This is a genomic window from Novosphingobium sp. FG137 (assembly GCF_057809735.1).
The window spans coordinates 101,296-122,989 of the sequence record NZ_JBMDKN010000008.1 but is presented as its reverse complement, the minus strand read 5'-3'; the positions used below and the strand labels follow the sequence as shown (position 1 = coordinate 122,989).

Below are 21,694 nucleotides of genomic sequence, written 5' to 3'. Positions count from 1 at the left end.
CGTCAGTCAGCGCCCTTCAGCGCGGCGATATTGGCGGCATAGCAAGTGGGGCCGCCCTTGAACGAGGCCGTGCCGGCAACCAGCACATCTGCCCCGGCATCTGTGCACTGGCGTGCTGTTGCGGTATCGATACCGCCATCCACCTCCAGATGGATCGAGCGCCCGGTCTTTTCGATCATCTTGCGCACCGCTTCGATCTTGCGGAGCTGACTTGTGATGAAGCTCTGGCCGCCGAAGCCGGGATTGACGCTCATGATCAGGACCAGATCGATCTCGTCGATGAGGTAATCGAGCATCTTGGCCGGCGTGGCGGGATTGAGCGCGATACCGGCTTTCTTGCCCAGCGCGCGGATGGCCTGAACCGTGCGGTGGATATGGGGCCCCGCCTCGGGATGCACGGTGATGATATCCGCGCCAGCGGCAGCGAACGCCTCAAGATAGGGATCGACCGGCGCGATCATCAGGTGGACGTCGAAGGGCTTTGCGCTGTGCGGGCGCAAGGCCTTCACCACTCCGGGGCCGATCGTGATGTTTGGCACGAAATGGCCGTCCATCACGTCGACATGGATCCAGTCTGCGCCTGCAGCGTCGATAGCCCGCACCTCTTCACCCAGCCGGGCAAAATCGGCTGACAGAATCGAAGGGGAAATCAGCGGCGCAGCCATCACGAAAAACTCGCAAACAGGGTTCGGCGGCGGTTGGCGCAAACGCGCACGGCAGCGACCTTATCCCCTCTGCGATTACCGGTGGCGAATCGGCGGAACAAGCGCGAATGCCTCGCTTTTCCACACGCATTATCCCTATTCTCAGCCGATTCGGCGCAAACAGCGCTGGCGCAGGCCAGCTTTGGGTGAGCGTGGCCTCAAGGTTGCCCTTGCCGAACAGGGCAAAGCCCGCCTATTCCCCCGCCCTGTCCGCGCGGCCTCTTCCAGAGGCCGGCGTTATCGGGAAAGAATGCCATGATCCTGCCGAAGTGGCGCACCGCCCTGGCCTTGGTGCTGGGACTGATGATCGCGCCGCAGGGAGCGCTAGTGCCGATGGCCCACGCCGCGCCGGCGTGCGTCGGGCCCGCGAGCGAAACGTGGATCAACATCACAGTCGATCGGGTGCGCAACAGTCGGGGCCTGATCACCGCAACCCTCTATCCGAACGATCCCAAGCGCTTCCTCGTCAAGAACGGCTCGCTCTACGTGGCGAGCACGCCCGCTGCGGCCGGGCAGACGAGGTTCTGTCTGTTCGTGCCGCACCCCGGAACCTATGCGATCGCGATCTACCACGACGAGGATTCGTCCGGCACGATCAACCGCGGTGGGCTCTTTGGCATTCCCAGTGAAGCTGTCGGCTTTTCCAACAATCCGACGATCTTCCTCGGGCCTCCCTCGCTACGTTCGGTTCTCTTCAAGGTCGAGCACGCCAACCAGTCGATCACCATCAACGTGCGCAAATTCTGATCTGGTCGGTCAGATTGCCGCAAACGCTGCCGTGAGGTGACGGGGGGCCAATTGCTCCGCGAGATCATGGGCGCGCGGATCATCGACATCCATCCACCAGGCACCGCCGATGTCGTACGTGGCCGCGCGGCCGCGGTCCGCCAGCCATTGCATGCCATCGGAAAGGCTGCCGGACTTGCCGGCTGCGATGGCTGCGGCAATCGCTTCGGCAAGGCGCGGTGTGGCCAGAAATGCCCCGCAATCGACCGCATCCCAGGCGGGTATGGTCTTGCCGATGGCACTGATGAAGCCGCTCGCGTCCAGCTTCACCCATGTCGCATCGTCGGGATCGACAAGCGGGCTTTCGGTGTGCCGGTCGATCGCCAATGTCACGTCGCGGGTCTCGCTGCCAACGCTGCGCAGGGCAGCAAGAATAGCGCTGTCGAACATGTGGTCCGCCATCATCAGCAGGTAGTCGCCCCCGCAGCGCGAAGCGCCGGCCATGACGGAAAAGCCGTTCGGCTTGCTCCAGTCGTCCACGCGTACGGTTTCAATTCCCACGTCGACGTGCTGGGCTAGCTCGGCAAGGAAATCTTCGACAGCGTCCGCGCGGTGACCCGTGACCACGACCACCCGCGTCACGCCTGCAGCTGCGGCCTGGCGGATCCCGATCTCGATCAAGGGAACCCCGCAGACCGGCGTGAGCGGCTTCGATGGCGACAGCGATGCTAGCCGGCTGCCATAGCCGGCGGCGATGATCACGGCATCCATGGGGTCAGTCTCTCTCCGGGCCGGGTCTCTTAACACAGACGGCGCCGATCCTGCATCAGGACCGGCGCCGCCAGTGTTGCCTGCGTTGAAAGCTTACTCGGCAGCCAGTGCGGTTTCCGAGATGTATTCGTCAACCAGCTGGGCGGCGACATCATCGTTGAACTGCTGCGGGGGGTGCTTGCAGAAATAGGCCGAGGGACCGATCAGGGCCCCGCCTTCGCCGCGCTCCAGCGCGACCTTGCAGCAACGGATCGCGTCCATCACGCAAGCGGCCGAGTTCGGGCTGTCTTCGACCGAGAGGCGAAGTTCGAGGTTCATCGGCACGTTGCCCCACTGCGTACCTTCGAGGCGAAGGAAGCACAGCTTGTTGTCCTTCTGCCAAGGCACATAGTCCGAAGGACCGACGTGGATGTTCTCGTCGGCGAGGCGCTGGGCGAGCATGGCCTGCACCGCCTCGGTCTTCGATTCCTTCTTGGAACCAAGACGCTGGCGATCGAGCATGTTCATGAAGTCGGTGTTGCCGCCGGTGTTGAGCTGGTAGGTCTTTTCTACCGTCACGCCGCGCGCGCCGAACAGGCTGGAAAGCACGCGGTGAACGATCGTCGCACCGACCTGTGCCTTGATGTCGTCACCCACGATCGGGAGGCGCTTGGCGCGGAACTTGGCTTCCCACTCAGGACGGCTGGCGATGAACACCGGCATGCAGTTCACGACGCCGACGCCCGCTTCGAGCGCGCATTCCATGTAGAATTCGGTCGCCGTTTCCGAACCGACGGGAAGGAAGTTGATCAGCACTTCTGCACCTGAATCGCGCAGCGCCGCCACGATCGATTCGCGGGTGGCTTCGGGCGCATCGGCCAGGATGAAGCCGCGTTCGCCCATGCCGGTCATGTGATCGGCGACGCCATCGAGGATTTTGCCCATGATGACCTTGGCACCGCTTGCCGGCACGGTCGGCTGGAACACGGCGGTGCAGTTCGGCGCAGCGAAAATCGCTTCCGAGATGTCCTTGCCGACCTTGCGGGCATCGACGTCCACGCCCATGACGAACTCGACGTCGCCAGCGCCATAGCCGCCAATGCGCTCATGGATCAGGCCCGCGGAAGAGTTGGTGTTGCGGTAGAACTCTACACCCTGCACCAGCGAGCTTGCGCAGTTGCCCACGCCGATCACTGCGACCTTGATTGGCTTCATTGTAACCCGATCCCCTTGGACAAACGGAATGCCGTTGTAACTAAACTGCCTCACTCCACACAAAAGCTACAGATTGCAAGGATATTTCCGCGACGTCACGCAAGCGGGAACAATGTGGTAGCGGGTGGGCTACCCTCCGGCATCGTTGCATCCGCGAAGAAAACGCCTGCACGCGCAAGCGATGGCCATGAAAACCCCCTGTTTTCCCACAAAACAGGAAGTCTTTACGATTAAGTGCGAGTTCGCTGACCAATTGTGCAACGCAGCATAAAACGTCCCGTGGACCCTCTCTGACACGGCATTGCCCCTAGTGGCAGCGCCTCCGGAAGGCTGTGCGCTGGTCACGAATCAACGGGATTCGCTCTCGCTGAGCCTACCCAGCAGGAGGGCCGCGGCGATGAGCCCCATGCCTAATGCATCCAGCGTGCCCATGGTCTCTCCAAAGGCCAGCCATCCCACAAGGATCGAGACGGCGGGCTGGGTGAGCAGCACGACGCCGATGATCAGGGCGGAGAAATGACGCAGCGCGAAGACGATGAGACCTTGTCCCACGACCTGGCTGCAGAAGGCCAGCGCCACCAATGGCCACCAGACGTGGGGCCAGATCGGCTCGCCCAGCCAGATTGCGATTCCCAGCATCACCGGGGCACTGGCCATGGTGGAGGCGCAAAGCAGTTCCCAGCTTTCGAACCGGCCGCGCGCACCCTGCAGCAGGAGGATATAGAAGAAGTAGAACACCCCGGCGAGTATGCAGAACAGATCGCCTATCAGGGTGGCATGGTCGATCTCCAGCGATCGCCCGAGCAGAATGGCCGCACCGCAGACTGCCGCGACGATTGCCGCGATTTCTACCCGCCGAGGCAGACGTCGCGCCGCGATGAGACCCCAGGCCATCAGGATCAGGCTGCCGGAGTTCCCGAACAGCGAAGCATTGCCCAGACGCGTATAGGCAATCCCGATATGCCAGCTCGCCAGATCGAGAGCAAAGAACACCCCCGCCGTGGCAACCACCAGCCAGGCTGTGAGCGGGATGGCCGGTCTTCCTGGCACACGCTGGCGCAAGGCGAGGAAGGTAAGGAGCGGCAGCGGCAGGAAGAGGCGCCAGAAGCCGGCGGAAACCGGACCCGAATCGGCAAGGCGCACGAACCATGGCCCCAGCGCGAGGGCAAAGTTGCCACCGAGCAGCGCGACGAAGTGCCAGGGGTTTGGGCGCGTCTCCTCTCGCCCGTCATCGATGCTCGTCATGATCCGCTGGTCAACTCGCGCTTGTCATGCGGACACCGGCATCCTAGCTGGGTTGCAAATGGCAACCCCGTCGGGCGCGACGGGGTCAGGCTATCAGGTTTGGGGGGCTGACGCCGACAAGGCGATGTCCCACTGTCCATCACGGCCATAGAGCGCCCGCTCAGGTTTCCCAAGCCCCTCTTCCGCAAGTCTTGTGCGCGCAGCACGCTCAGTTGATCTGTTTCAGCACTCCTATTCCGAGAAGGACCCCAGTCGATGCACGAATCGCTTTTCCGGCCGATCCAGCTTGGCGCGATTGCAGCGCCGAACCGTATCCTGATGGCACCGCTGACGCGTGGCCGCGCCGGACCCGATGCCGTTCCGACCGAGATCATGCAGACTTACTATCGCCAGCGTGCGGATGCGGGCCTCATCATCAGCGAGGCGACCGGGATCAGCCGCGAAGGTTCCGGCTGGCCGAGCGCGCCGGGTATCTGGTCCGATGTGCAAGTGGAAGCGTGGAAGCCGGTAACCGAGGCCGTGCACGAGGCGGGCGGCCGGATCATCTTGCAGCTGTGGCACATGGGGCGAGTCGTTCACCCCTACTTCCTGGGTGGTGAACCGCCAGTCTCCGCCTCGGCGACGCAGGCTCCTGGCCATGCCCATACGCCGGAAGGCCGCAAGGAAAACGCCGTAGCGCGCCCGCTCCGGCTAGATGAGATGCCGCGCATCGTCGATGACTATGGCCACGCTGCCGAGAACGCGAAGCGGGCCGGGTTCGATGGGATCCAGCTCCACGGCGCAAACGGCTATCTGATCGACCAGTTCCTGCGCAACTCCTCGAACCTTCGCGATGATGACTACGGCGGCAGCCCGGAAAACCGCGTGCGGCTCATGCGCGAGGTGATGGAGCGCCTCGTGGCGATCTGGGGTGCCGATCGCGTGTCGATCCGGCTTTCACCCAATGGCGAAAGCCAGGGCGTTGACGATAGCGATCCGGCCACCCTTTTTGCCGAGGCGGCCCGGGTGCTCGAAGCGCTCAAGGTCTCGTTTATCGAACTGCGCCAGCCGGGGCCGGACGGTACCTTCGGCGCGACGACAGTGCCGCCGCAGGATCATGTTTTCCGCGCGCATTATTCGGGGCCGCTGGTGCTCAACAGCGACTATACGCCGGAAGGCGCTGCGGCCGATGTCGCCTCCGGGCGGGCTGACGCCGTCAGCTTTGGCCGGCCCTACATCTCGAATCCCGATCTGGTGGAGCGCATTCGTCTGGGCGCTGAGCTCGCGCCGAATATCGGCGTGCCGCAGACATGGTATTTCCCCGGTGAGGCTGGATACATCGACTATCCGACGCTCGCAGAGGAAAAGGCCAGCGCCACCGCGTAAGCGTGCGGTGCGATAGCGAACGACCGGCAGGGCCATAGGAGCAAGACATGCGCACGATTCCGCGATCCTGGCTGTTTGTGCCCGGCGATAGCGAGAAGAAGCTGCTCAAGACCCCGGAGACGGGTGCGCATGCGCTCATCGTTGATCTGGAAGATGCGGTGGCGGTCTCCGCCAAGCCGGCTGCGCGGCGCCTGACGCGCGACTGGCTCGAGGCGCACCGGCGCCAGATCACGATGCGCAAGCAGGCGCGGTGGGTGCGGATCAACGCCGTCGAAACCGGCCTGTGGCGCGAGGACCTGGCTGCCGTCATGCCCGGCGCGCCGGAGGGGATCATGCTGCCCAAGGCGGAAGGGCCGGAGCAGATCCGGCAGGTGGCAGCTGAGATCTACGAGCTCGAACAGCGGCATGGCATCCCCAATGGCCAGACCCGCCTTCTGCCGCTGGTGAGCGAAACGCCGCGCGCCGCTCTGACCATCACCGCCTACATGGATGCATCCATGCCGCGCCTGGCCGGTCTGACCTGGGGGGCCGAAGACCTCTCTGCCGAGCTTGGCGCTGCGCGCAAGCGCGATGCGGATGGCCAATGGACCGATGCGTTCCGCTTTGTGCGCGCACAGACCCTGCTTGTTGCGCACGCCCGCGGCGTCTGGGCGATCGATACGCTCTATGCCGATTTCCGGGATGTCGAAGGTACGAAGCGGGCGGCGGAAGCGGCCCGCGCGGATGGCTTTGCCGGCATGCTGGCGATCCATCCCTCACAAGTGCCGCTGATCAACACTGCTTTCACGCCCAGCGAGGAAGAACTCGCCCATGCGCGGGCCATTGTCGATGCCTTTGCGGCGAATCCCGGAGTGGGTGCGCTTCAGTTGCACGGACGGATGCTGGATCAGCCGCACCTGCGTCAGGCCAGAGCGCTGCTCGGCCTCGATTAGCAGGGGCGTCGGCTCAGGGGTTGGGCGTTTTGGGCGCTGCCGCAGCCTTGGGTCCGGCAGGAACCGGGTCTGCTGGGGCAGTATCGGGGGCGGCTGCTGGATCGGCGGCCGCGTCCGAAGCGTCGGCAGAGGCACCGGCATCCACTTTAGCGGCGGCACTGTGTGCTGCGGGTGCCAGAGGTGCCTGCGCTTGCGACCGGTCAGTATCGAGCATCGCGTCGCTGATCGAGCCCGGCAGGATCTCACCACTCGCGGTCGAACTTGCCTGCGGAGTTGATGATGAGTTGCAGGCGCCGAGCGCCAGCAGCGGCACAAGCACAACAGCGACGGAACGGGACGGCAAGAGACGGATCATGGCAGGTCCTTGGCGGCGGCACCCGCCGCATCACGCGGTTCCAGATTGGCGAGAAAGGCTTCGCTCCGCGCCAGCAATGCCCGATCCCACGCATCCGGTGCAACCGAAATGCCAAGCGCTGCCAGACTGGTGACGCCGTAGTCCTCGATGCCGCAGGGCACGATACCGCCAAAATGCGTGAGGTCGGGAGCCAGATTGACCGAGAAGCCGTGCATCGTCACCCAGCGGCGGATGCGGATGCCGATCGCGCCGATCTTGGCTTCCCTGCCGTCCACCCCGCGTGTCCAGATTCCCACGCGGCCTTCAGCCCGCCACGCTGGGACGCCGAAATCGCCCAACGTATCGATGACCCAACCCTCGACCGCATGGACGAACCCGCGCACATCGCGCGCGCGCTTGCCTAGATCGAGGACCAGATAGCCGACGCGCTGGCCCGGCCCATGATAGGTGTACCGCCCGCCGCGTCCGGCCTCGACCACATCAAAGCGGGCATCGAGCAGTTCATCCGCAGCTGCACTTGTCCCTGCGGTATAGACCGGCGGATGCTCCAGCAGCCAGAACAACTCGCGTGCCTTGCCTTCGTGCACGGCGGCGTTGCGGGCCATCATGTCCTCGAGGGCCTCGCGATAGGGTACCAGGTCCTGAGCCTGCCTGATCTCGATCTGATCCGGAACTTGCATGGCTCATGCGCATGAACGCCTGCCCGCGCGCTGGCAAGGGCGAGTAGGGGTTGATTGCACCGCAGCGGGGGGTGCGTATCCCGTCCGGTCCTGCTAGGGCTGCCGCCGAAAGGGACATGACTGCCGTGACGACTTTGGACAGCAGTGCGGCTTGGGCCAGCGCCACGCGGATGGTTTCCGCCAACCGCGACCTTCTCATGGCGATTGCCGGGGTCTTCTTCGTGCTTCCCGGTCTGGCTGGGGCCGTCTTTGTGCCTTCTCCGGCGATGACACCCGAGATGAGCGAGACCCAGATCCTGGCGGTAATGCAGGATTACTACGCCAGTTCCTTGCCGGCGCTGCTGCTTCTTTCGCTGTTTCCCATGGCCGGAATGCTGACAATGCTCGTTGCCATGCTCGATACGGCAAGGCCCACCGTGGCGCAGGCCATTCGCCGCAGCGTGCGCGCCCTGCCGTCGTACTTTGCAGCGCAGTTGCTGATTGCGCTTGCCATCGTTCCGCTTTCGATGGCGCTTGCGAGCGTGCTGGCCCTGATCTTGCCCGACAGGCTTGCGGTCTCCGTGGCCCTGGGACTGCTGCTTTATCCGATCATGCGCACCATGCTGGTGGGGCCGGTGGTTGCCGGCGAAAACGTCCGCAATCCGGTGACTGCCATCCGGGAGAGCTTCGGGCTGACCCGGCGCAACGCGGGGCGGATCCTGCTGTTCATTGGTATGGCCGGCTTCGTGTTCCTTGTCGTCTACGGGCTCATCATGATGTTTGTCGGTGTCGTGCTCGTGCTCATCTTCAAGGGGGAACCGCAGCGCTTGCTTGGTGAGGCAGTTTCCGGCGTGCTCCTGGCGATCGGCTACACCTACTTTGTCGCCATGCTTGCGGCCGTCTATCGGCAACTCGCCGGCGATCCGGCTGGCACGGGCGTGCGGTGAAGCCGATGGAAGATGCTGATGTCCAGCTGCCGCGGAGCCGCATGGCGCTGCTGTTCATGGTCATGCTCGTCACGGCTGCCGGCAATACCGCAATGCAGTCGGTCATGCCGTCGATCGGCACGCATCTCGGCATCGCCGATGTCTGGGTAAGCCTCGCCTATAGCTGGTCTGCGCTGCTGTGGATGCTGCTTGCGCCGTTCTGGGCGCGTCGCTCGGACCGCCGCGGGCGCAAGGCGATGATGGCCCTTGGCCTTGTCGGCTTCGCGATCTCGTTCGCCTTGTGCGGTGCGGCGCTCCACGCCGGATTGAGCGGTGCGATCAGCGGCCTGACCGCCATTCTGCTCTTCGCGGCGGCACGCTCGCTCTATGGTGGTTTCGGCTCGGCGGCACCGCCAGCCGTGCAGGCCTACGTCGCCAGCCGGACAAGCCGGGCGGAGCGGACGCAAGCTTTGTCGATGGTCTCCTCCAGCTTTGGGCTGGGTACTGTTCTCGGTCCGGCGCTTGCTCCCTTGCTGATCCTGCCGGGCGTGGGACTGATTGGTCCGTTTGCGGCCTTCACGCTGGCGGCCGTCGTTGTGCTGGTGTTGCTGCGGTTGCGGCTGCCCGACGATGATCCGCGCTTTGCCGGTCGAGGCGAGATTCTGGGCGAGCCGATGAGTGCGTCCTCAAGCCCGCGGATGGGGAAGGAAGGCGAAGACTCGCGCGACCAGCTCCATGGCGAGGTCGATCCAGACCTTCATTCGATCGATTCGAAGGAAGGAAGGCTGCGCTGGGGCGATCCACGCTTGCGGGCGTGGCTCGCGGCAGGAACGCTGGGTGGGCAGGCCCAGTCGATCCTGCTTGGGGTCGTGGGTTTCCTGCTCCTTGACCGGCTCGGCCTGCGCCATCAGCCGGATGCCGCTGCCGGGCCGATCGGGCTTGTTCTGATGTGCGGCGCGGTGGCCACGCTGCTGGCGCAGTGGGGTCTGATCCCGATGATGAAGCTTGGGCCGCGCACTTCGACGCTCTGGGGAATGGGCCTCGTCGCGGTTGGAACGCTTGGCATGGCCGTAGGCCGCGATCTCCACGCCATTGCGACCGGCTTTGCCATTTGTTCGCTGGGTTTTGGTCTGTTTCGTCCGGGCTTCACATCGGGTGCAAGCCTTGCGGTAACCCCGGCGGAGCAGGGTCAATCAGCCGGGATTGTCGCTGCGGTGAATGGCTCGGCCTACATCATATCGCCCGCGATCGGCGTCTGGCTTTACAACCACTCGAACTGGCTGGCCTGGGGTGTGGTCGAGCTGCTTGCCCTGACCGTCATCCTGATCTGCGCTTTCGGCATGCGCCGCGATCCCGCAGTCTGACACACTCAGGGCAGATCAAGCCGGGAGACAACGCGGGCTGCGGCAGCATCATGAAGCCGCACCGACAGCATGAGCAGCAGATTGAGGCCCACGGACAGGTAGATGAAGTACCACAGCGGACTTCCCGCAATCATCGACAAGCCGAGCAGGATCGCTCGCGGGTTTGGCCCGAGGTAGCGCAGCATCACGAGCAACGGCCGCTGTTCGCGCTGAACTTCCGCACGAATGCGTGCCAGCAGGGCAGGGTCGTTTGCCATGGCCCGCGTTACGGCAGCATCGATCCGCAGGGCGTTCGGGCTCATGCCGGCCGCAAGCCGCAGGTACCCGGCTACGACAATCCGCAGCAGCCAGCCGATTCCCCCCCTGTCGCTAAACAACACGCGATCACTGCCGCTTGAGTTGTGCAGCCATGGCGTGCCGTAGGTCCAGTGCTGGTAGAACCGCCGCTGAACCTCGACATGGTTGGCCTGCACGATATGCCCTGCGCCCGCCGCCAACGTCCAGAACCATGCCCAGCCTGAACCAAGCGTGCGCGTCAGGACAAGCGCGAGAAGAACGTAAAGGACAATGTGGCTGACATAGTCGCAGATGCCATCCACAAGCTCGCCTAACGGGCTCGTGCGTCCCGTGATGCGCGCCAGATCTCCGTCTGCACCGTCGACCACGTGCCACGACATGTGGAGCAGCATGCCCAGCATCGCCCAGGGCGGTCCGGATGTGCTCCAGTAGACCGCGCCTGCGGCGACGACCATCAGGCCGCCGAAGACCGAGACCATGTTGGGCGTAATCGGCGTGGGGGCGAGCAGGCGTGCCAGCTGCCAGGCCAGTGGGTGATACAGGTAATGATTGAGCGCGTCCTGCATCTCCCGCGCCCGCGCCGGCCGCTTAACGGGCGCAGGCTGTGATGCCGATGGGGAAGTGCTCATGCCGCCTGTGCTGCCTTACCTGCGCGCGCCGAGGTCGCCCAGGCCGACTGTCCCACTCGCCATGGCCAGCATGGCATCGAGGCTCTTCTTCGCATCAAGCCGCAGGTTTTCCTCGATCTCGATGCGCGGGGTCAGATCACGCAGCGCGATGTAGAGCTTTTCGAGCGTGTTCAGCGCCATGTAGGGGCAGATGTTGCAGTTGCAGTTTCCATCCGCTCCCGGGGCTCCGATGAATGTCTTGTCCGGAAGCGCCAGCTGCATCTGGTGGATGATGTGCGGCTCGGTCGCGACGATCAACGTATCACCCGGGAATGTGCGCGCAAACTGAAGGATGCCGCTGGTCGATCCGACATAATCGGCGTGATCGACGATCGTCGGCGGGCATTCCGGATGCGCTGCAACGGGCGCACCGGGATGCTGCGCCATCAGCTTGAGCAATTCGGTCTCCGAAAATGCCTCGTGCACGATGCAGACGCCGGGCCAGAGCAGCATCTCACGCCCGAACTTGCGATTGAGATAGCCGCCCAGATGACGGTCCGGACCGAAGATGATCTTCTGCTCCGGCGAGATTTGCGCGAGGATCGTCTCGGCGCTTGATGACGTCACAATGACGTCGCTGAGCGCTTTCACTTCGGTCGAGCAATTGATGTAGGTGAGCGCGATATGATCGGGATGGGCCTCGCGGAACGCACGGAACTTCTCCGGCGGGCAGGAATCCTCAAGGCTGCAACCGGCATCCATATCGGGCAGGATCACGATCTTTTCCGGGCTCAGGATCTTGGCCGTCTCGGCCATGAACTTCACGCCGCAGAAGGCGATCACTTCGGCATCGGTCGCAGCCGCCTTGCGCGAAAGTTCAAGGGAGTCGCCGACGAAATCGGCGAGGTCCTGGATCTCGGGCTTCTGGTAGTAATGCGCCAGGATCACCGCCTTGCGGTCCTTGCGCAGCCGGTCGATCTCGGCGCGCAGATCGAGACCGGAAAGATTGGCGGGCTGGGCTGTCATGGCTCGAAATCCCCTGGTCGAGAGAAGGCCGATGCCCTCACTGCTCGACCCGGCACTTAGGCACCCCCGGCGCTACGGGCAATAGCCTCTGCGTACGCCGCTACCATTGGCATTCCGGCGAGCAACTGGATCAGCGCATGCACCGCAACCACGAGGCCCATGCCGAGGAGTGTGGCCGGATGAACACGGCCCAGCACCTTGCCGTCGTGGCGAGCCATGATCCCGAGGAAGCCGACCTGCAGGGCGGCTTCCAGCCATCCTCCACCAACCTGACCCAGCAGCGGCATGGGCAGCAGCCGTCCGAGCGCTGGTTCCATGAGGATGACGGTTGCCGCGATCATCAGCCGCCGGTGCCACTGCGTCTGCCGGCGCATTACTATGGCGGCCCCCACCGTAAGCGCGAAGACGGCCACCTCGACATACGTAAGCGCCAGAAAGTAGGAATCCGTGAAGAACGGCGGAACCCGGTGCGCGGCCAAGGCCATGCGGCCAGCAAAGGAGCCTAGCCCCACGATGGCGAGGACGAGCGCGAGACTGGCCCAGCCCAGCCGGCGATGCAGAGCCAGGTTCCCGCTCCCGGCAAGGCGGTTTTGCGTAACGATGGTGCCGAGCCAGCCGAGCATGGCTACGCCGTGGGCGTGGATATAGAGCGGGGTCCGGACCGGATTGACGAACCCGCGCAAAGCCCATTGCAGAAAACCGAACACGATCAGGCCGGCGAGCACTTGCGCCAGGCGCGTGAAAAACCGTTGGTCCGTAAGATACGAATCGTTCGATTGCAGCGCTGCGAAGTCCATCGTCCCGCTCCCCTATTCCGCCTGCGTTTTTGCGCCTGGGCGAACCAGTTCCTGATTGGCAGGCTATGGCTTTGCCGGCTCTCCATCAATCAAAACCGACAGTTTGACGTCGCCAAATCCGGCTACTTGCAGCGGGATGGCAAGGTTCTGCCGGATTGCGTCCTTCGCCGCAGAGCGCGCCAGCCCCAGCAGCACCGGGTTGGCTGCCTGCTCCACCGCGAGACGTTCTGCCAGCTTCGTGTTGTCACGCGTCAGCTTGTCCTGCGCGGCGCGGGTGATCCACACGCCTTCGCGCAGATATTGCGCGCGTGCTTCATCAAGGTTCGGACGCGTGACCTCGAGCGCGGGCAGGCGCACGGTCAATGTTTGGCTCACCGCGTCCCAACGCATGCGATCCCGGCCCACTTTCCCCAGATCGATGGCATAGTCGACCCGTGCCGGGATGACCGCGACCTGCCGCGAGGTGACAAGGCCAAACAAACGGCTGTCATCGCTGGCCACGACCGGTGCCAACTCGGCGCTGAACACCGTAAGGCGATCCTGTTTGTCGAATGCGACCAGACTTGTCGCAAGCGGATCCCCGATCGGCACCGGTTTCCACATCTGCCACGCCAGCCAGACGGCGATGGCTGCAGCGCCCAGGAACAGCAACCAAGGCAGAACCGTCAGGCGCCCACGCACTTGGACCAGTGGTGTTGCAGGTGCAGGCCGTGGGTTCAGGCGATCAAGGTCCATTGCAACTCCGGAGCGTCCGGCCCACGGGCAATGCGGCCCTGTGCCTCGAGATCGATGAGATGCGCCAGCACCGAACGGCCGGCTGCGCCATTGAGGCGCGGATCGAGGCCCTTGTACATCTGGGTGACCATGTCCGGGATCGTGAACGGCGCCTCGCCGAGCAGTCGCAGGATCTGGGCTTCGCGCTGACGTCGATGCCCGATCATGCCGCGTACTAGCTGCTGCGGCTTCGTGACGGCCGGACCGTGGGCGGGATAGTAGACCGTATCCTCGCGGCTCTGGAGCTTTTGCAGCGAGAGCATGTAGGCTTTCATGTCTCCGTCCGGCGGCGAGACGACTGTTGTCGACCAGCCCATGACGTGGTCGCCCGTGAACAGCGCGCCCGTTTCCAGCAAGGCAAAGCACACGTGATTGCTGGTGTGGCCCGGCGTCGCCACAGCCTCCAGTGTCCAACCATCACCTGAAACCTGCTCGCCGTCGGTCAAGACCCGGTCGGGCTTGTACAGCGGATCAAACTCTGCATCGGCCCGCACGCCGACGCCAGCGCCACTGTCGTCAATCGCCAAAGCGGCGCAGCCGATGATTGGCGCTCCGGTCGCCGCCTGCAGAGGCAGCGCGGCGGGACTGTGATCGCGGTGGGTGTGCGTGCACATGATCGCCACCAGCCGCTGCCCGGCAATCGCCTTGAGAATGGCGTCGACATGGCCATCGCCATTCGTATCGGCATGACCGGCCACACCAGTGCCGGTCGGGCCCGGATCGATGACGGCGACATCGCGGCCGCTGCCGACCAGGTAGGTCTGCGTGCCGTTGAAGGTAAAGGGCGAAGGGTTCGGAGCGAGGACCCGGCGCACTTGCGGTTCCAGAACAACCGCAAGGCCGGTGTTCCATTCAGACCGATCGGGGATGGAGATGCCCGGTGCAGGGTTCGTGGTGGCCATATGCGAGATATGGGGATTTTCAGGCAGCGGCGCAACGCTGCGCCGCTCGATCAGCAGCGCGCCAAATCAAAGCGAAGCCGGGATTGATGCTGCCAGCCTTTGGCGCAGGCGCTCGATGGCGCTGCCTGACGTGTCAGGATCCCCCCGCCACGCACGTTCAAGGCGCTGAATCCGCGCATAAAGTCGCTCGCTGTCCTGCACGCAGCGTTGGGCATCGGCGGGCAGCGCGAGAACCTGCACAGGATCGCTGAGCGGAAAGTTGGCAATCAGGCGGCCATGCCGGCGAAGCTGCAATTCGCTGAGTTCACCGGCGAAATAGGCGCGGTGATTGAGCAGCCATGCCAGACAGTGCATGATCCGCGTCGTCGTTCGCAGCGCCTCGCAGCTCACCTGCACATGCGCCAGATCGGCATCGGGGTCATCATTGGCACCTACCAGCGCCCGCTTGTCATGGCCCTGTCGCAACCTGTCGAACACCGCACGCACTTCTTCTGCAAGGACCAGTGCCTCGGCATACAGCGCCTCGATGATGCGCGGATTGAGATTGGGCATGAGCGCCATGCTCTGCGCATAAGCCCATCCTGACGCCGCACTCAACACATCCCCGGCGACGCGTTCACCAGGTTTTGAAACTGTGCCGGAACGATACGCTCAACGAGTTTTGGGCCCTATCGTTCATCGCAGGTCAAGAATCTGAAATCAGGCGATTATGTCGGGAATCAGGTAGTCCTCGAGCAAGGCGATCTGGTCCTTAAGCCGCAACTTCCGCTTCTTGAGACGCGCGACTTGCAATTGATCATGCGCGCCGGTGCCGGACAGGGCGTCGATCGCCGCATCGAGGTCGCGATGCTCGATCCGCAGCATTTCCAGCCGCTTGCGCATTTCGTCTTCGGTCAACCGCGCCACTCCTAATCCTGCCCGCGCCGACAACGCCATGTGGCGGCCCGCAGCGTACTTGCAGGCCTTCACGCGTTAACGCTTTGCTGCAACCGGAATACGCACAAACGCGCGCTTTGGACATCCCGGCGCAGATTGGCTTGCAAGATACGGTGATTGTGGGAGCATGACAACGCGCCCGCTCGGACGAGTCGAGGCCGACACGTCCATGCCGGCGCAAAACTTCGGCCCAGATGCTACGGTGGCGATCCTGCCGCCGGAGCGGGCCGAGGCTGGTGTCCTTGAGGAGGTTACCGCATGGAACTGTCGCATATCAGCGCCCTTGAATCCAAACATGCTGGTCTTGAACGGCGTATCGCCGAAGAACAGGGTCGTCCGTCGCCCAACGACGTGCTGATCAAGGAGCTGAAGCGCCGAAAGTTGCGAATCAAGGAAGAGCTTGCGCAAGTGCAGCAGGTTCACTGACAACGCCGTTCCGTTAAGCTGCGGAAGGCTGGCCGGATCCACCGGCCAGCCTTCCGCATCCTGAAACTCTTCGTCAAGAAGCCTGCCGAACGATCTTCCGGCAGGCCCTTGTCTCCCGATGGATACGAATTCATGAGCGGCAAAGGCGCCGCGGTTTGCAAACGGCCCTCTCTGCGCTAGGCCTTCCATCATGATCACTGCCGCCGCCGCTGCCCGCGCGATCCTGACGTCCCTTCACGAGGTCATGGCATCCCGCGCCGGTGCGCAGGCAAAGCTGAACCAGATCGTCGATATCATCGGTGACAAGCTCAACAGCGAGGTCTGCTCGATCTACCTGTTGCGTGAAGGCATGCTGGAACTGTTTGCCACCCGCGGCCTAAATCAGGCGGCGGTCCACGTAACGCGGATGGCGGTGGGCGAAGGGCTTGTCGGCACGATCGCCGCGAACATCGAAACCCTGAACCTCGCCGAAGCCGCCGCCCATCCAGACTTCGCCTTCTTCCCCGAAACCGGCGAAGAGCGCTTCCACTCGTTTGCTGGCGTGCCGATTGTTCGTCGCGCGCGGGCTGTCGGCGTGCTGGGCGTCCAGCATGTCGAGCCGCGGCGCTATGAGGAAGTGGAGATCGAGGCGCTCCAGACAGTGGCCATGGTGCTTTCCGAGCTTATCGCCAATGCCGATCTGATCGACGATGAAGACGTTCTCGGTGCCGATGCCCACCTGACCGGGCACGAACGGATTGCGGGCCTCACGCTCGTCAAGGGTCTGGCCAGCGGCGTTGCGGTGTTCCACCAGCCGCGCGTGACGATCGAGCATGTCGTTGCGGAAGACACCGAAGCCGAGCGCCAGCGGGTCTATCTCGCGTTTGACAAGATGCGCGAGCAGATCGACCGGATGGCGAGCCAGGCCGAGTTCGGCATGGGCGGAGAGCATGAGGAGGTCCTCGAGACCTATCGCATGTTTGCCTATGACGAAGGGTGGAGCCGGCGGATCAACGAGGCGATCGATTCGGGTCTTACCGCCGAAGCGGCGATCGAACGAGTCCAGCAGCGGACCCGCATGCGCATGCGCCAGATCGATGATCCGCTGCTGGCGGATCGCATGCACGATCTGGAGGATCTTTCGAACCGCCTCCTGCGCATCGTGTCCGGTCAATTGGGGACGGCAGCCAGCCTTGGGCTGAAGGGCGATGCGATCCTGATCGCGCGCAATCTCGGTCCGGCGGAACTGCTGGAATATGACCGGCGGCGCCTCAAAGGTGTTATCCTCGAAGAAGGATCGTTGACCGCGCATGTGGTCATTGTGGCGCGCGCCATGGGCATCCCCGTGGTGGGGCGCATCCGCGCACTCCGTGCCAAGGTCCGTGAAGGCGACCAACTGCTGCTTGATGGCGATCAGGGTGTCGTCGATGTGCGGCCGGCGCCGACGCTCGTCGAGGCCTTCGAAGCGCGGTTCGCGCGCAATCGCGAGCGGCAGGCGTTGTATGCGGCCATGCGCGATGTCGAACCTGTCTCGGCCGATGGCCAGCGCGTCCGGGTCATGATCAATGCGGGCCTGCGCGATGACATGCCGATGCTCAATCTGACCGGCGCGGACGGAATTGGCCTGTTCCGCACCGAGTTTCAGTTCCTCGTTTCGGCAACGCTTCCGGCACGCGAACGCCAGACGCGGCTCTATCGCGATGTGCTCGATGCAGCGGGTGATCGGCCAGTCGTTTTCCGCACCGTCGATATCGGTGGTGACAAGGTTCTCCCCTATCTTCGCCACAACGATGGCGAGACCGAGGAGAACCCGGCCATGGGGTGGCGCGCGCTGCGCGTGGCGCTTGAGCGCGACGGGCTGCTGAAGGTTCAGGCGCGTGCGCTGCTCGAGGCTGCTGGCGGACGAACGCTCAACGTGATGTTCCCGATGGTGACCGAACCGTGGGAGTTCGATGCCGCCCGTGCCGTGTTTGAAAGTCAGCTCGCGTTTCTGAAGCAGCAGAAGAAGCTGCTGCCTGATGCGATTCGCTATGGCGCCATGCTCGAAGTGCCGGCGCTCGCGGAATGGCTCGATGTGCTTGCCCCGCGGCTGTCGTTCCTCTCGATCGGGACGAATGACCTCACCCAGTTCCTGTTTGCCGCAGATCGCGCCAACCCGAAGCTTGCCGAACGATATGACTGGCTTTCGCCTGCGATCCTGCGGTTCCTCCGCCGCGTCGTGCTCGCGGTTGCGCCGTCGGGCACCGATGTGACGGTGTGCGGCGAGATGGGCGGCCGGCGGTTGGAGGCGCTGGCCTTGCTGGGCATCGGCATTACCCGGCTTTCGATCACCCCGGCCGCGGTCGGTCCGATCAAGGAACTTGTCCGCAAGGTCGAGCTCCCCGCCATTCAGGCCGCGATGGAAGGGTGGCTTGCCCGCCCCCCTGTGAATCTGCGCGCGGAAATTGCCGCCTGGGCCACCGCGCGCGGCATTGATTACGATTGAACTCGTCGCACCAAGACGTCAGATCATGCCGACAATGATTCAAAATCATTGACTTTTCCGGTCAGGACATGCTGCCTCCGCGCGGGCTCGCAACCATCCAGAGAATACCCGGAACAACAATGAACGACGGGAGCTACGCCGTGGCCAAGGACGGCGAACGCAACATGGTCCATGCAGACCAATCGCATGATCCGGTTCTCTCCGGTGCGGGAGCGACTCCGCCGACGGGTGACGATGCGCAGGCCAGCGTAGCGGCTCGCCTGGTCGCAGCCCGTCTCGCGCTTGGACTGACCACCGCCGAGGTTGCCCGCCGTACAAGGGTCACACTCCGCCATATCGAAGCGCTTGAGGCTGGCGACTACAGCGTGATGCCCGGCCGTCCCTATGCGATCGGATTTGCCAAAGCCTACGCCCGCGCCGTTGGACTCGACGATGTCAGCATTGCCGATGCTGTCCGCTCCGAACTGCAAGGAAGTGCGCCGCGCCCCGAGCCGCGTGTGCTCAATCAGTTCGAAGTAGGCGATCCTGCAAAGACCCCATCCCGGCTTGTCGGCTGGCTCGCGCTGCTGCTGGTAGGCGCCATTCTTGCCATGGGCGGCATTTTCTGGCGCAGCTACTACGCGCCAGCTGTCTCGCTCCCATCGCTTGTTCAGGCGCCCGAGCAGCCGGCAGTTGCTGCTCTGAAGCCGGCGGATCCCGCTCCTCGGCCTGCCAGTGCGCAGCCTCCGGCAAACGGCCCGGTGGTGTTCACCGCGCTAGAGGAGGGCATCTGGGTCAAGTTCTATGATGGACAAGGCAAGCAGCTGATGCAGAAGCAGCTTGCCAAGGGTGAAAGCTACACAGTGCCTGGCGATGCCGTCGGTCCCAGGCTTTGGACCGGTCGGCCCGATGCTCTGGCGATCACGATTGCGGGCCAGTCCATTCCTCGCCTCGCCGAGGCGGAGAAGATCTTGAAAGACGTGCCAATTGATGCCGCCAGCCTGCGCGCCCGGCTGGCTGCACCCACCTCAGCGCCCGCCTCTGGCACTACAGCTACGGTTAACTAAGCCGCCGTTAACAGCGGCGATCTGTGTGAAACCCAGCGGTCGATCACGCAAATCTTGCCCAAATGCTTGCGCACGCCCCTCAAGGCAGCGCATGGAAGGAGCAATGATCCGACGGGAGTGACAATGAAGATCATGTTTGGCTCTGGCCGCATTGGTTCGGCGATGGCCCTCACCGTGGCTATTCTCGCTGGTAGCTTCACGCCGAGCGCTTTTGTCTCCCCTGCTTGGGCCCAGGCCGCGCCTGAAAGCACCGATGTTCGGCTGCGGCGGATTGAGTCGGAGTTGCGGGCTGTTCAACGCAAGGTCTTCCCCGATGGGGCAGGCAAGACATTCGGGCCCGAAATTACCCCGCCCGCGACAGGCTCGGCCCCCGCAACGCCCGCGCCGACTGCTGTGACCGACCTCCTCACCCGCATGGACGCTGTCGAGGCGCAGTTGCAACGGTTGACCGCTGCCAGCGAAGAGAACCAGAATCACGTGGCCAAGCTTGAAGCTCGTCTGGCGACGCTTGAAGCGGCTGGTTCCCCTCCGGTGGGTGCTTCTCCGCCGGCGGCCGAACCCGTTTCTGCAGCTCCAGCGGCCGCTGCATCGACGCCTGCAACGGAGCCGACGACACCCGTCAAGACCTCGGCAAAACCCGCGCCCGCAAAGGCTGACGCTGCAAAGCCCGAGGCATCCCCGGATCGCGTCGCTGCGGTCATGGCCATCGAAAAGCCGTCGACCGACGACAAGGGTGAGGATGGGTACACGTATGGCTATCGCCTGTGGGAAGCCAAGTTCTTCCCTGAGGCTCAGCAGCAGCTGTTGCGCGTAGTCCAGCAGTATCCCCGGCATGCCCGGATCAGCTATGCCCGAAATCTCCTCGGACGGGCCTATCTCGACGATGGCAAGCCCGGCACAGCAGCGCAGTATTTTCTCCAGAACTATCAGGCCGATCGCAAAGGCGACCGGGCGGCGGACAGCCTGCTCTATCTCGGCGTCGCAATGAGCCGTCTGAAGGAGGAAAAGCGGGCCTGTGTTGCATTTGCGGAGTTCCGCCAGACCTACCCGACAGAGCTGATCGGACGGTTGAAGTCCCAGTACGAGGCCGCCACCAAGCCGGTGGTCTGCAATTGATAGCGTGCTGGAAGCCCGCTTCGCTGCCGATTGGCTAGCGATCTGGCCTGAGAAGACGGCAGCTGGTCTCGCCGTTTCGGGTGGACCAGATAGTCTTGCGCTATTGCTATTGGCACGGGCAGCAATTCCCGGTGCCCTCAAGGTGGCGACGGTAGATCACGGACTGCGGCCAGAGAGCGCAGCCGAAGCACTTTACGTCGCCAAGCTGTGCGCCGATCTCGGCATTCCGCACGAAATCCTGACCATTGCACTGCCGCCAGGTCCAGCTGTGCAGGAGCGGGCGAGGGTTGCCCGCTATGCTGCGCTGGGTGATTGGGCTGTCCGCAGTGGACTGGCGGCCATCGCCACCGCGCACCACGCCGATGACCAGGCGGAGACGCTGTTGATGCGGCTGGCGCGCGGGGCCGGCGTTCGCGGTCTTGCGGCCATGCGCGGGATTTCTCCGCTTCCGGGAAGGCCGGATTGCCAGCTGCTTCGTCCCCTGCTCGGCTGGCGCCGAAGCGATCTGGCAAACGTCGTTGCTGGTGCCGGGATCGAACCCGTGCTCGATCCATCGAATCGCGATCATCGCTTCGAGCGGGTCAGGATGCGGACCATGCTGAGCGGCTTGGGGCACATCGACCCGCTTTCCGTTGCCGCCAGCGCACGCCATCTTGCCGAGGCCGATGCGGCTATCGATTGGGCGGCCGAACAGTGCTTTGCGGCTGTGAGAACGTCGGGGGGTGTTTCCTGCTGGAATCCTCGCGGCGTTCCCCGCGCCGTGGCGCAGCGCGTTCTCGAGTGCATCCTGATCGAGCTCGGCAGATCGAAGCCGCGTGGAAATGCCCTGGCGCGTTGGCACGACCGTCTGGCCGCCGGTGAGATTGCCACACTCGCGGGTGTACGCGGCGATGGCCGAATGGCAGAATGGCGCTTCGTTGTGGCGCCCAGGCCGCGCTCAGTTGCCGCTTCGCCGAGTGGCAGTCCCTAGGGGCAAGAAATTCGCACCTCGGCTTATATTGCCATTCCCCATGGGCGTCCTACATTGGAGGAGAAAAATCATCCCGGATCGAAAGCCGCGC

General features: G+C 63.8%; 23 protein-coding genes. 10 read left to right on the top strand and 13 right to left on the bottom strand.

Features of this window, described 5'->3' with window-relative positions; all coding sequences use genetic code 11:
* Positions 1-2 precede the first annotated feature (2 nt).
* Entirely contained in the window at positions 3-665 is a 663-nt protein-coding gene (gene rpe, locus ACODS2_RS20075) for a ribulose-phosphate 3-epimerase (protein WP_489000360.1), read from the bottom strand.
* Positions 666-959: 294 nt separating this feature from the next.
* Between rpe and ACODS2_RS20070 the strand changes: the two genes are divergently transcribed.
* A complete protein-coding gene (locus tag ACODS2_RS20070) occupies positions 960-1,451 on the top strand; it encodes a DUF2141 domain-containing protein (protein WP_298169873.1) in 492 nt (163 codons plus the stop codon).
* 9 nt (positions 1,452-1,460) lie between these two features.
* Here the strand turns inward: ACODS2_RS20070 and ACODS2_RS20065 are convergent, their stop codons facing one another.
* The 3 genes from ACODS2_RS20065 to ACODS2_RS20055 form a co-directional block, all read right to left on the bottom strand.
* A complete protein-coding gene (locus ACODS2_RS20065) occupies positions 1,461-2,201 on the bottom strand; it encodes a phosphocholine cytidylyltransferase family protein (protein ID WP_489000359.1) in 741 nt (246 codons plus the stop codon).
* 93 nt (positions 2,202-2,294) lie between these two features.
* A complete protein-coding gene (locus ACODS2_RS20060) occupies positions 2,295-3,395 on the bottom strand; it encodes an inositol-3-phosphate synthase (RefSeq protein WP_298169876.1) in 1,101 nt (366 codons plus the stop codon).
* Between the two features lie 348 nt (positions 3,396-3,743).
* Positions 3,744-4,640: a DMT family transporter gene (locus ACODS2_RS20055; protein ID WP_298172518.1), complete on the bottom strand. Its 897-nt coding sequence runs from the start codon at positions 4,638-4,640 to the stop codon at positions 3,744-3,746.
* Positions 4,641-4,895: 255 nt separating this feature from the next.
* Between ACODS2_RS20055 and ACODS2_RS20050 the strand changes: the two genes are divergently transcribed.
* The gene (locus ACODS2_RS20050) at positions 4,896-6,005 is read left to right on the top strand and encodes an alkene reductase (protein ID WP_489000358.1); all 1,110 of its coding nucleotides are present in this window, start codon (positions 4,896-4,898) and stop codon (positions 6,003-6,005) included.
* Positions 6,006-6,052: 47 nt separating this feature from the next.
* Positions 6,053-6,937, top strand: a complete 885-nt coding sequence (locus ACODS2_RS20045) for an HpcH/HpaI aldolase/citrate lyase family protein (protein ID WP_489000357.1) — start codon at positions 6,053-6,055, stop codon at positions 6,935-6,937.
* Positions 6,938-6,950: 13 nt separating this feature from the next.
* On the opposite strand, the gene ACODS2_RS20040 is transcribed toward ACODS2_RS20045, so the two are convergent.
* Both ACODS2_RS20040 and lipB read right to left on the bottom strand, forming a co-directional pair.
* Positions 6,951-7,292 (bottom strand): hypothetical protein, encoded by a 342-nt coding sequence (locus ACODS2_RS20040; RefSeq protein ID WP_489000356.1) that lies wholly within the window; start codon positions 7,290-7,292, stop codon positions 6,951-6,953.
* Positions 7,289-7,972, bottom strand: a complete 684-nt coding sequence (lipB, locus tag ACODS2_RS20035; protein WP_489000355.1) for a lipoyl(octanoyl) transferase LipB — start codon at positions 7,970-7,972, stop codon at positions 7,289-7,291. Before lipB ends, ACODS2_RS20040 begins: the two co-directional genes overlap by 4 nt.
* Positions 7,973-8,097: 125 nt before the next feature.
* Between lipB and ACODS2_RS20030 the strand changes: the two genes are divergently transcribed.
* Together ACODS2_RS20030 and ACODS2_RS20025 are read left to right on the top strand one after the other, a co-directional pair.
* Positions 8,098-8,898 (top strand): hypothetical protein, encoded by an 801-nt coding sequence (locus ACODS2_RS20030; protein WP_489000354.1) that lies wholly within the window; start codon positions 8,098-8,100, stop codon positions 8,896-8,898.
* A 5-nt stretch (positions 8,899-8,903) separates the two neighbouring features.
* A complete protein-coding gene (locus ACODS2_RS20025; RefSeq protein ID WP_489000353.1) occupies positions 8,904-10,241 on the top strand; it encodes an MFS transporter in 1,338 nt (445 codons plus the stop codon).
* Between the two features lie 5 nt (positions 10,242-10,246).
* Here the strand turns inward: ACODS2_RS20025 and ACODS2_RS20020 are convergent, their stop codons facing one another.
* The 7 genes from ACODS2_RS20020 to ACODS2_RS19990 form a co-directional block, all read right to left on the bottom strand.
* A complete protein-coding gene (locus ACODS2_RS20020) occupies positions 10,247-11,167 on the bottom strand; it encodes a CDP-alcohol phosphatidyltransferase family protein (protein ID WP_489000352.1) in 921 nt (306 codons plus the stop codon).
* A 15-nt stretch (positions 11,168-11,182) separates the two neighbouring features.
* Positions 11,183-12,172, bottom strand: a complete 990-nt coding sequence (nadA, locus tag ACODS2_RS20015; protein ID WP_489000351.1) for a quinolinate synthase NadA — start codon at positions 12,170-12,172, stop codon at positions 11,183-11,185.
* 56 nt (positions 12,173-12,228) lie between these two features.
* On the bottom strand, positions 12,229-12,969 hold the full coding sequence (locus ACODS2_RS20010; RefSeq protein WP_489000350.1) for an adenylate cyclase: 741 nt from the start codon (positions 12,967-12,969) through the stop codon (positions 12,229-12,231).
* A gap of 63 nt (positions 12,970-13,032) precedes the next feature.
* Complete coding sequence (locus tag ACODS2_RS20005; protein ID WP_489000349.1) at positions 13,033-13,704, bottom strand: DUF4230 domain-containing protein; 672 nt, start codon at positions 13,702-13,704, stop codon at positions 13,033-13,035.
* On the bottom strand, positions 13,686-14,645 hold the full coding sequence (locus tag ACODS2_RS20000) for an MBL fold metallo-hydrolase (RefSeq protein ID WP_489000348.1): 960 nt from the start codon (positions 14,643-14,645) through the stop codon (positions 13,686-13,688). Before ACODS2_RS20000 ends, ACODS2_RS20005 begins: the two co-directional genes overlap by 19 nt.
* Before the next feature lie 66 nt (positions 14,646-14,711).
* Complete coding sequence (locus tag ACODS2_RS19995) at positions 14,712-15,197, bottom strand: DUF1465 family protein (RefSeq protein WP_489000442.1); 486 nt, start codon at positions 15,195-15,197, stop codon at positions 14,712-14,714.
* Between the two features lie 147 nt (positions 15,198-15,344).
* The gene (locus ACODS2_RS19990) at positions 15,345-15,542 is read right to left on the bottom strand and encodes a YdcH family protein (protein WP_054122704.1); all 198 of its coding nucleotides are present in this window, start codon (positions 15,540-15,542) and stop codon (positions 15,345-15,347) included.
* A gap of 297 nt (positions 15,543-15,839) precedes the next feature.
* Between ACODS2_RS19990 and ACODS2_RS19985 the strand changes: the two genes are divergently transcribed.
* The 5 genes from ACODS2_RS19985 to tilS all read left to right on the top strand — a co-directional run bounded on the left by ACODS2_RS19985 (position 15,840) and on the right by tilS (position 21,603).
* The gene (locus ACODS2_RS19985) at positions 15,840-16,007 is read left to right on the top strand and encodes a YdcH family protein (protein ID WP_292939666.1); all 168 of its coding nucleotides are present in this window, start codon (positions 15,840-15,842) and stop codon (positions 16,005-16,007) included.
* A 190-nt stretch (positions 16,008-16,197) separates the two neighbouring features.
* The gene (gene ptsP / locus ACODS2_RS19980; protein ID WP_421836514.1) at positions 16,198-18,471 is read left to right on the top strand and encodes a phosphoenolpyruvate--protein phosphotransferase; all 2,274 of its coding nucleotides are present in this window, start codon (positions 16,198-16,200) and stop codon (positions 18,469-18,471) included.
* Between the two features lie 119 nt (positions 18,472-18,590).
* Positions 18,591-19,517 (top strand): helix-turn-helix domain-containing protein, encoded by a 927-nt coding sequence (locus ACODS2_RS19975; RefSeq protein ID WP_489000347.1) that lies wholly within the window; start codon positions 18,591-18,593, stop codon positions 19,515-19,517.
* A 66-nt stretch (positions 19,518-19,583) separates the two neighbouring features.
* Entirely contained in the window at positions 19,584-20,633 is a 1,050-nt protein-coding gene (locus tag ACODS2_RS19970) for a tetratricopeptide repeat protein (RefSeq protein ID WP_489000346.1), read from the top strand.
* Positions 20,634-20,637: 4 nt separating this feature from the next.
* On the top strand, positions 20,638-21,603 hold the full coding sequence (gene tilS / locus ACODS2_RS19965) for a tRNA lysidine(34) synthetase TilS (RefSeq protein WP_489000345.1): 966 nt from the start codon (positions 20,638-20,640) through the stop codon (positions 21,601-21,603).
* Positions 21,604-21,694 lie beyond the last annotated feature (91 nt).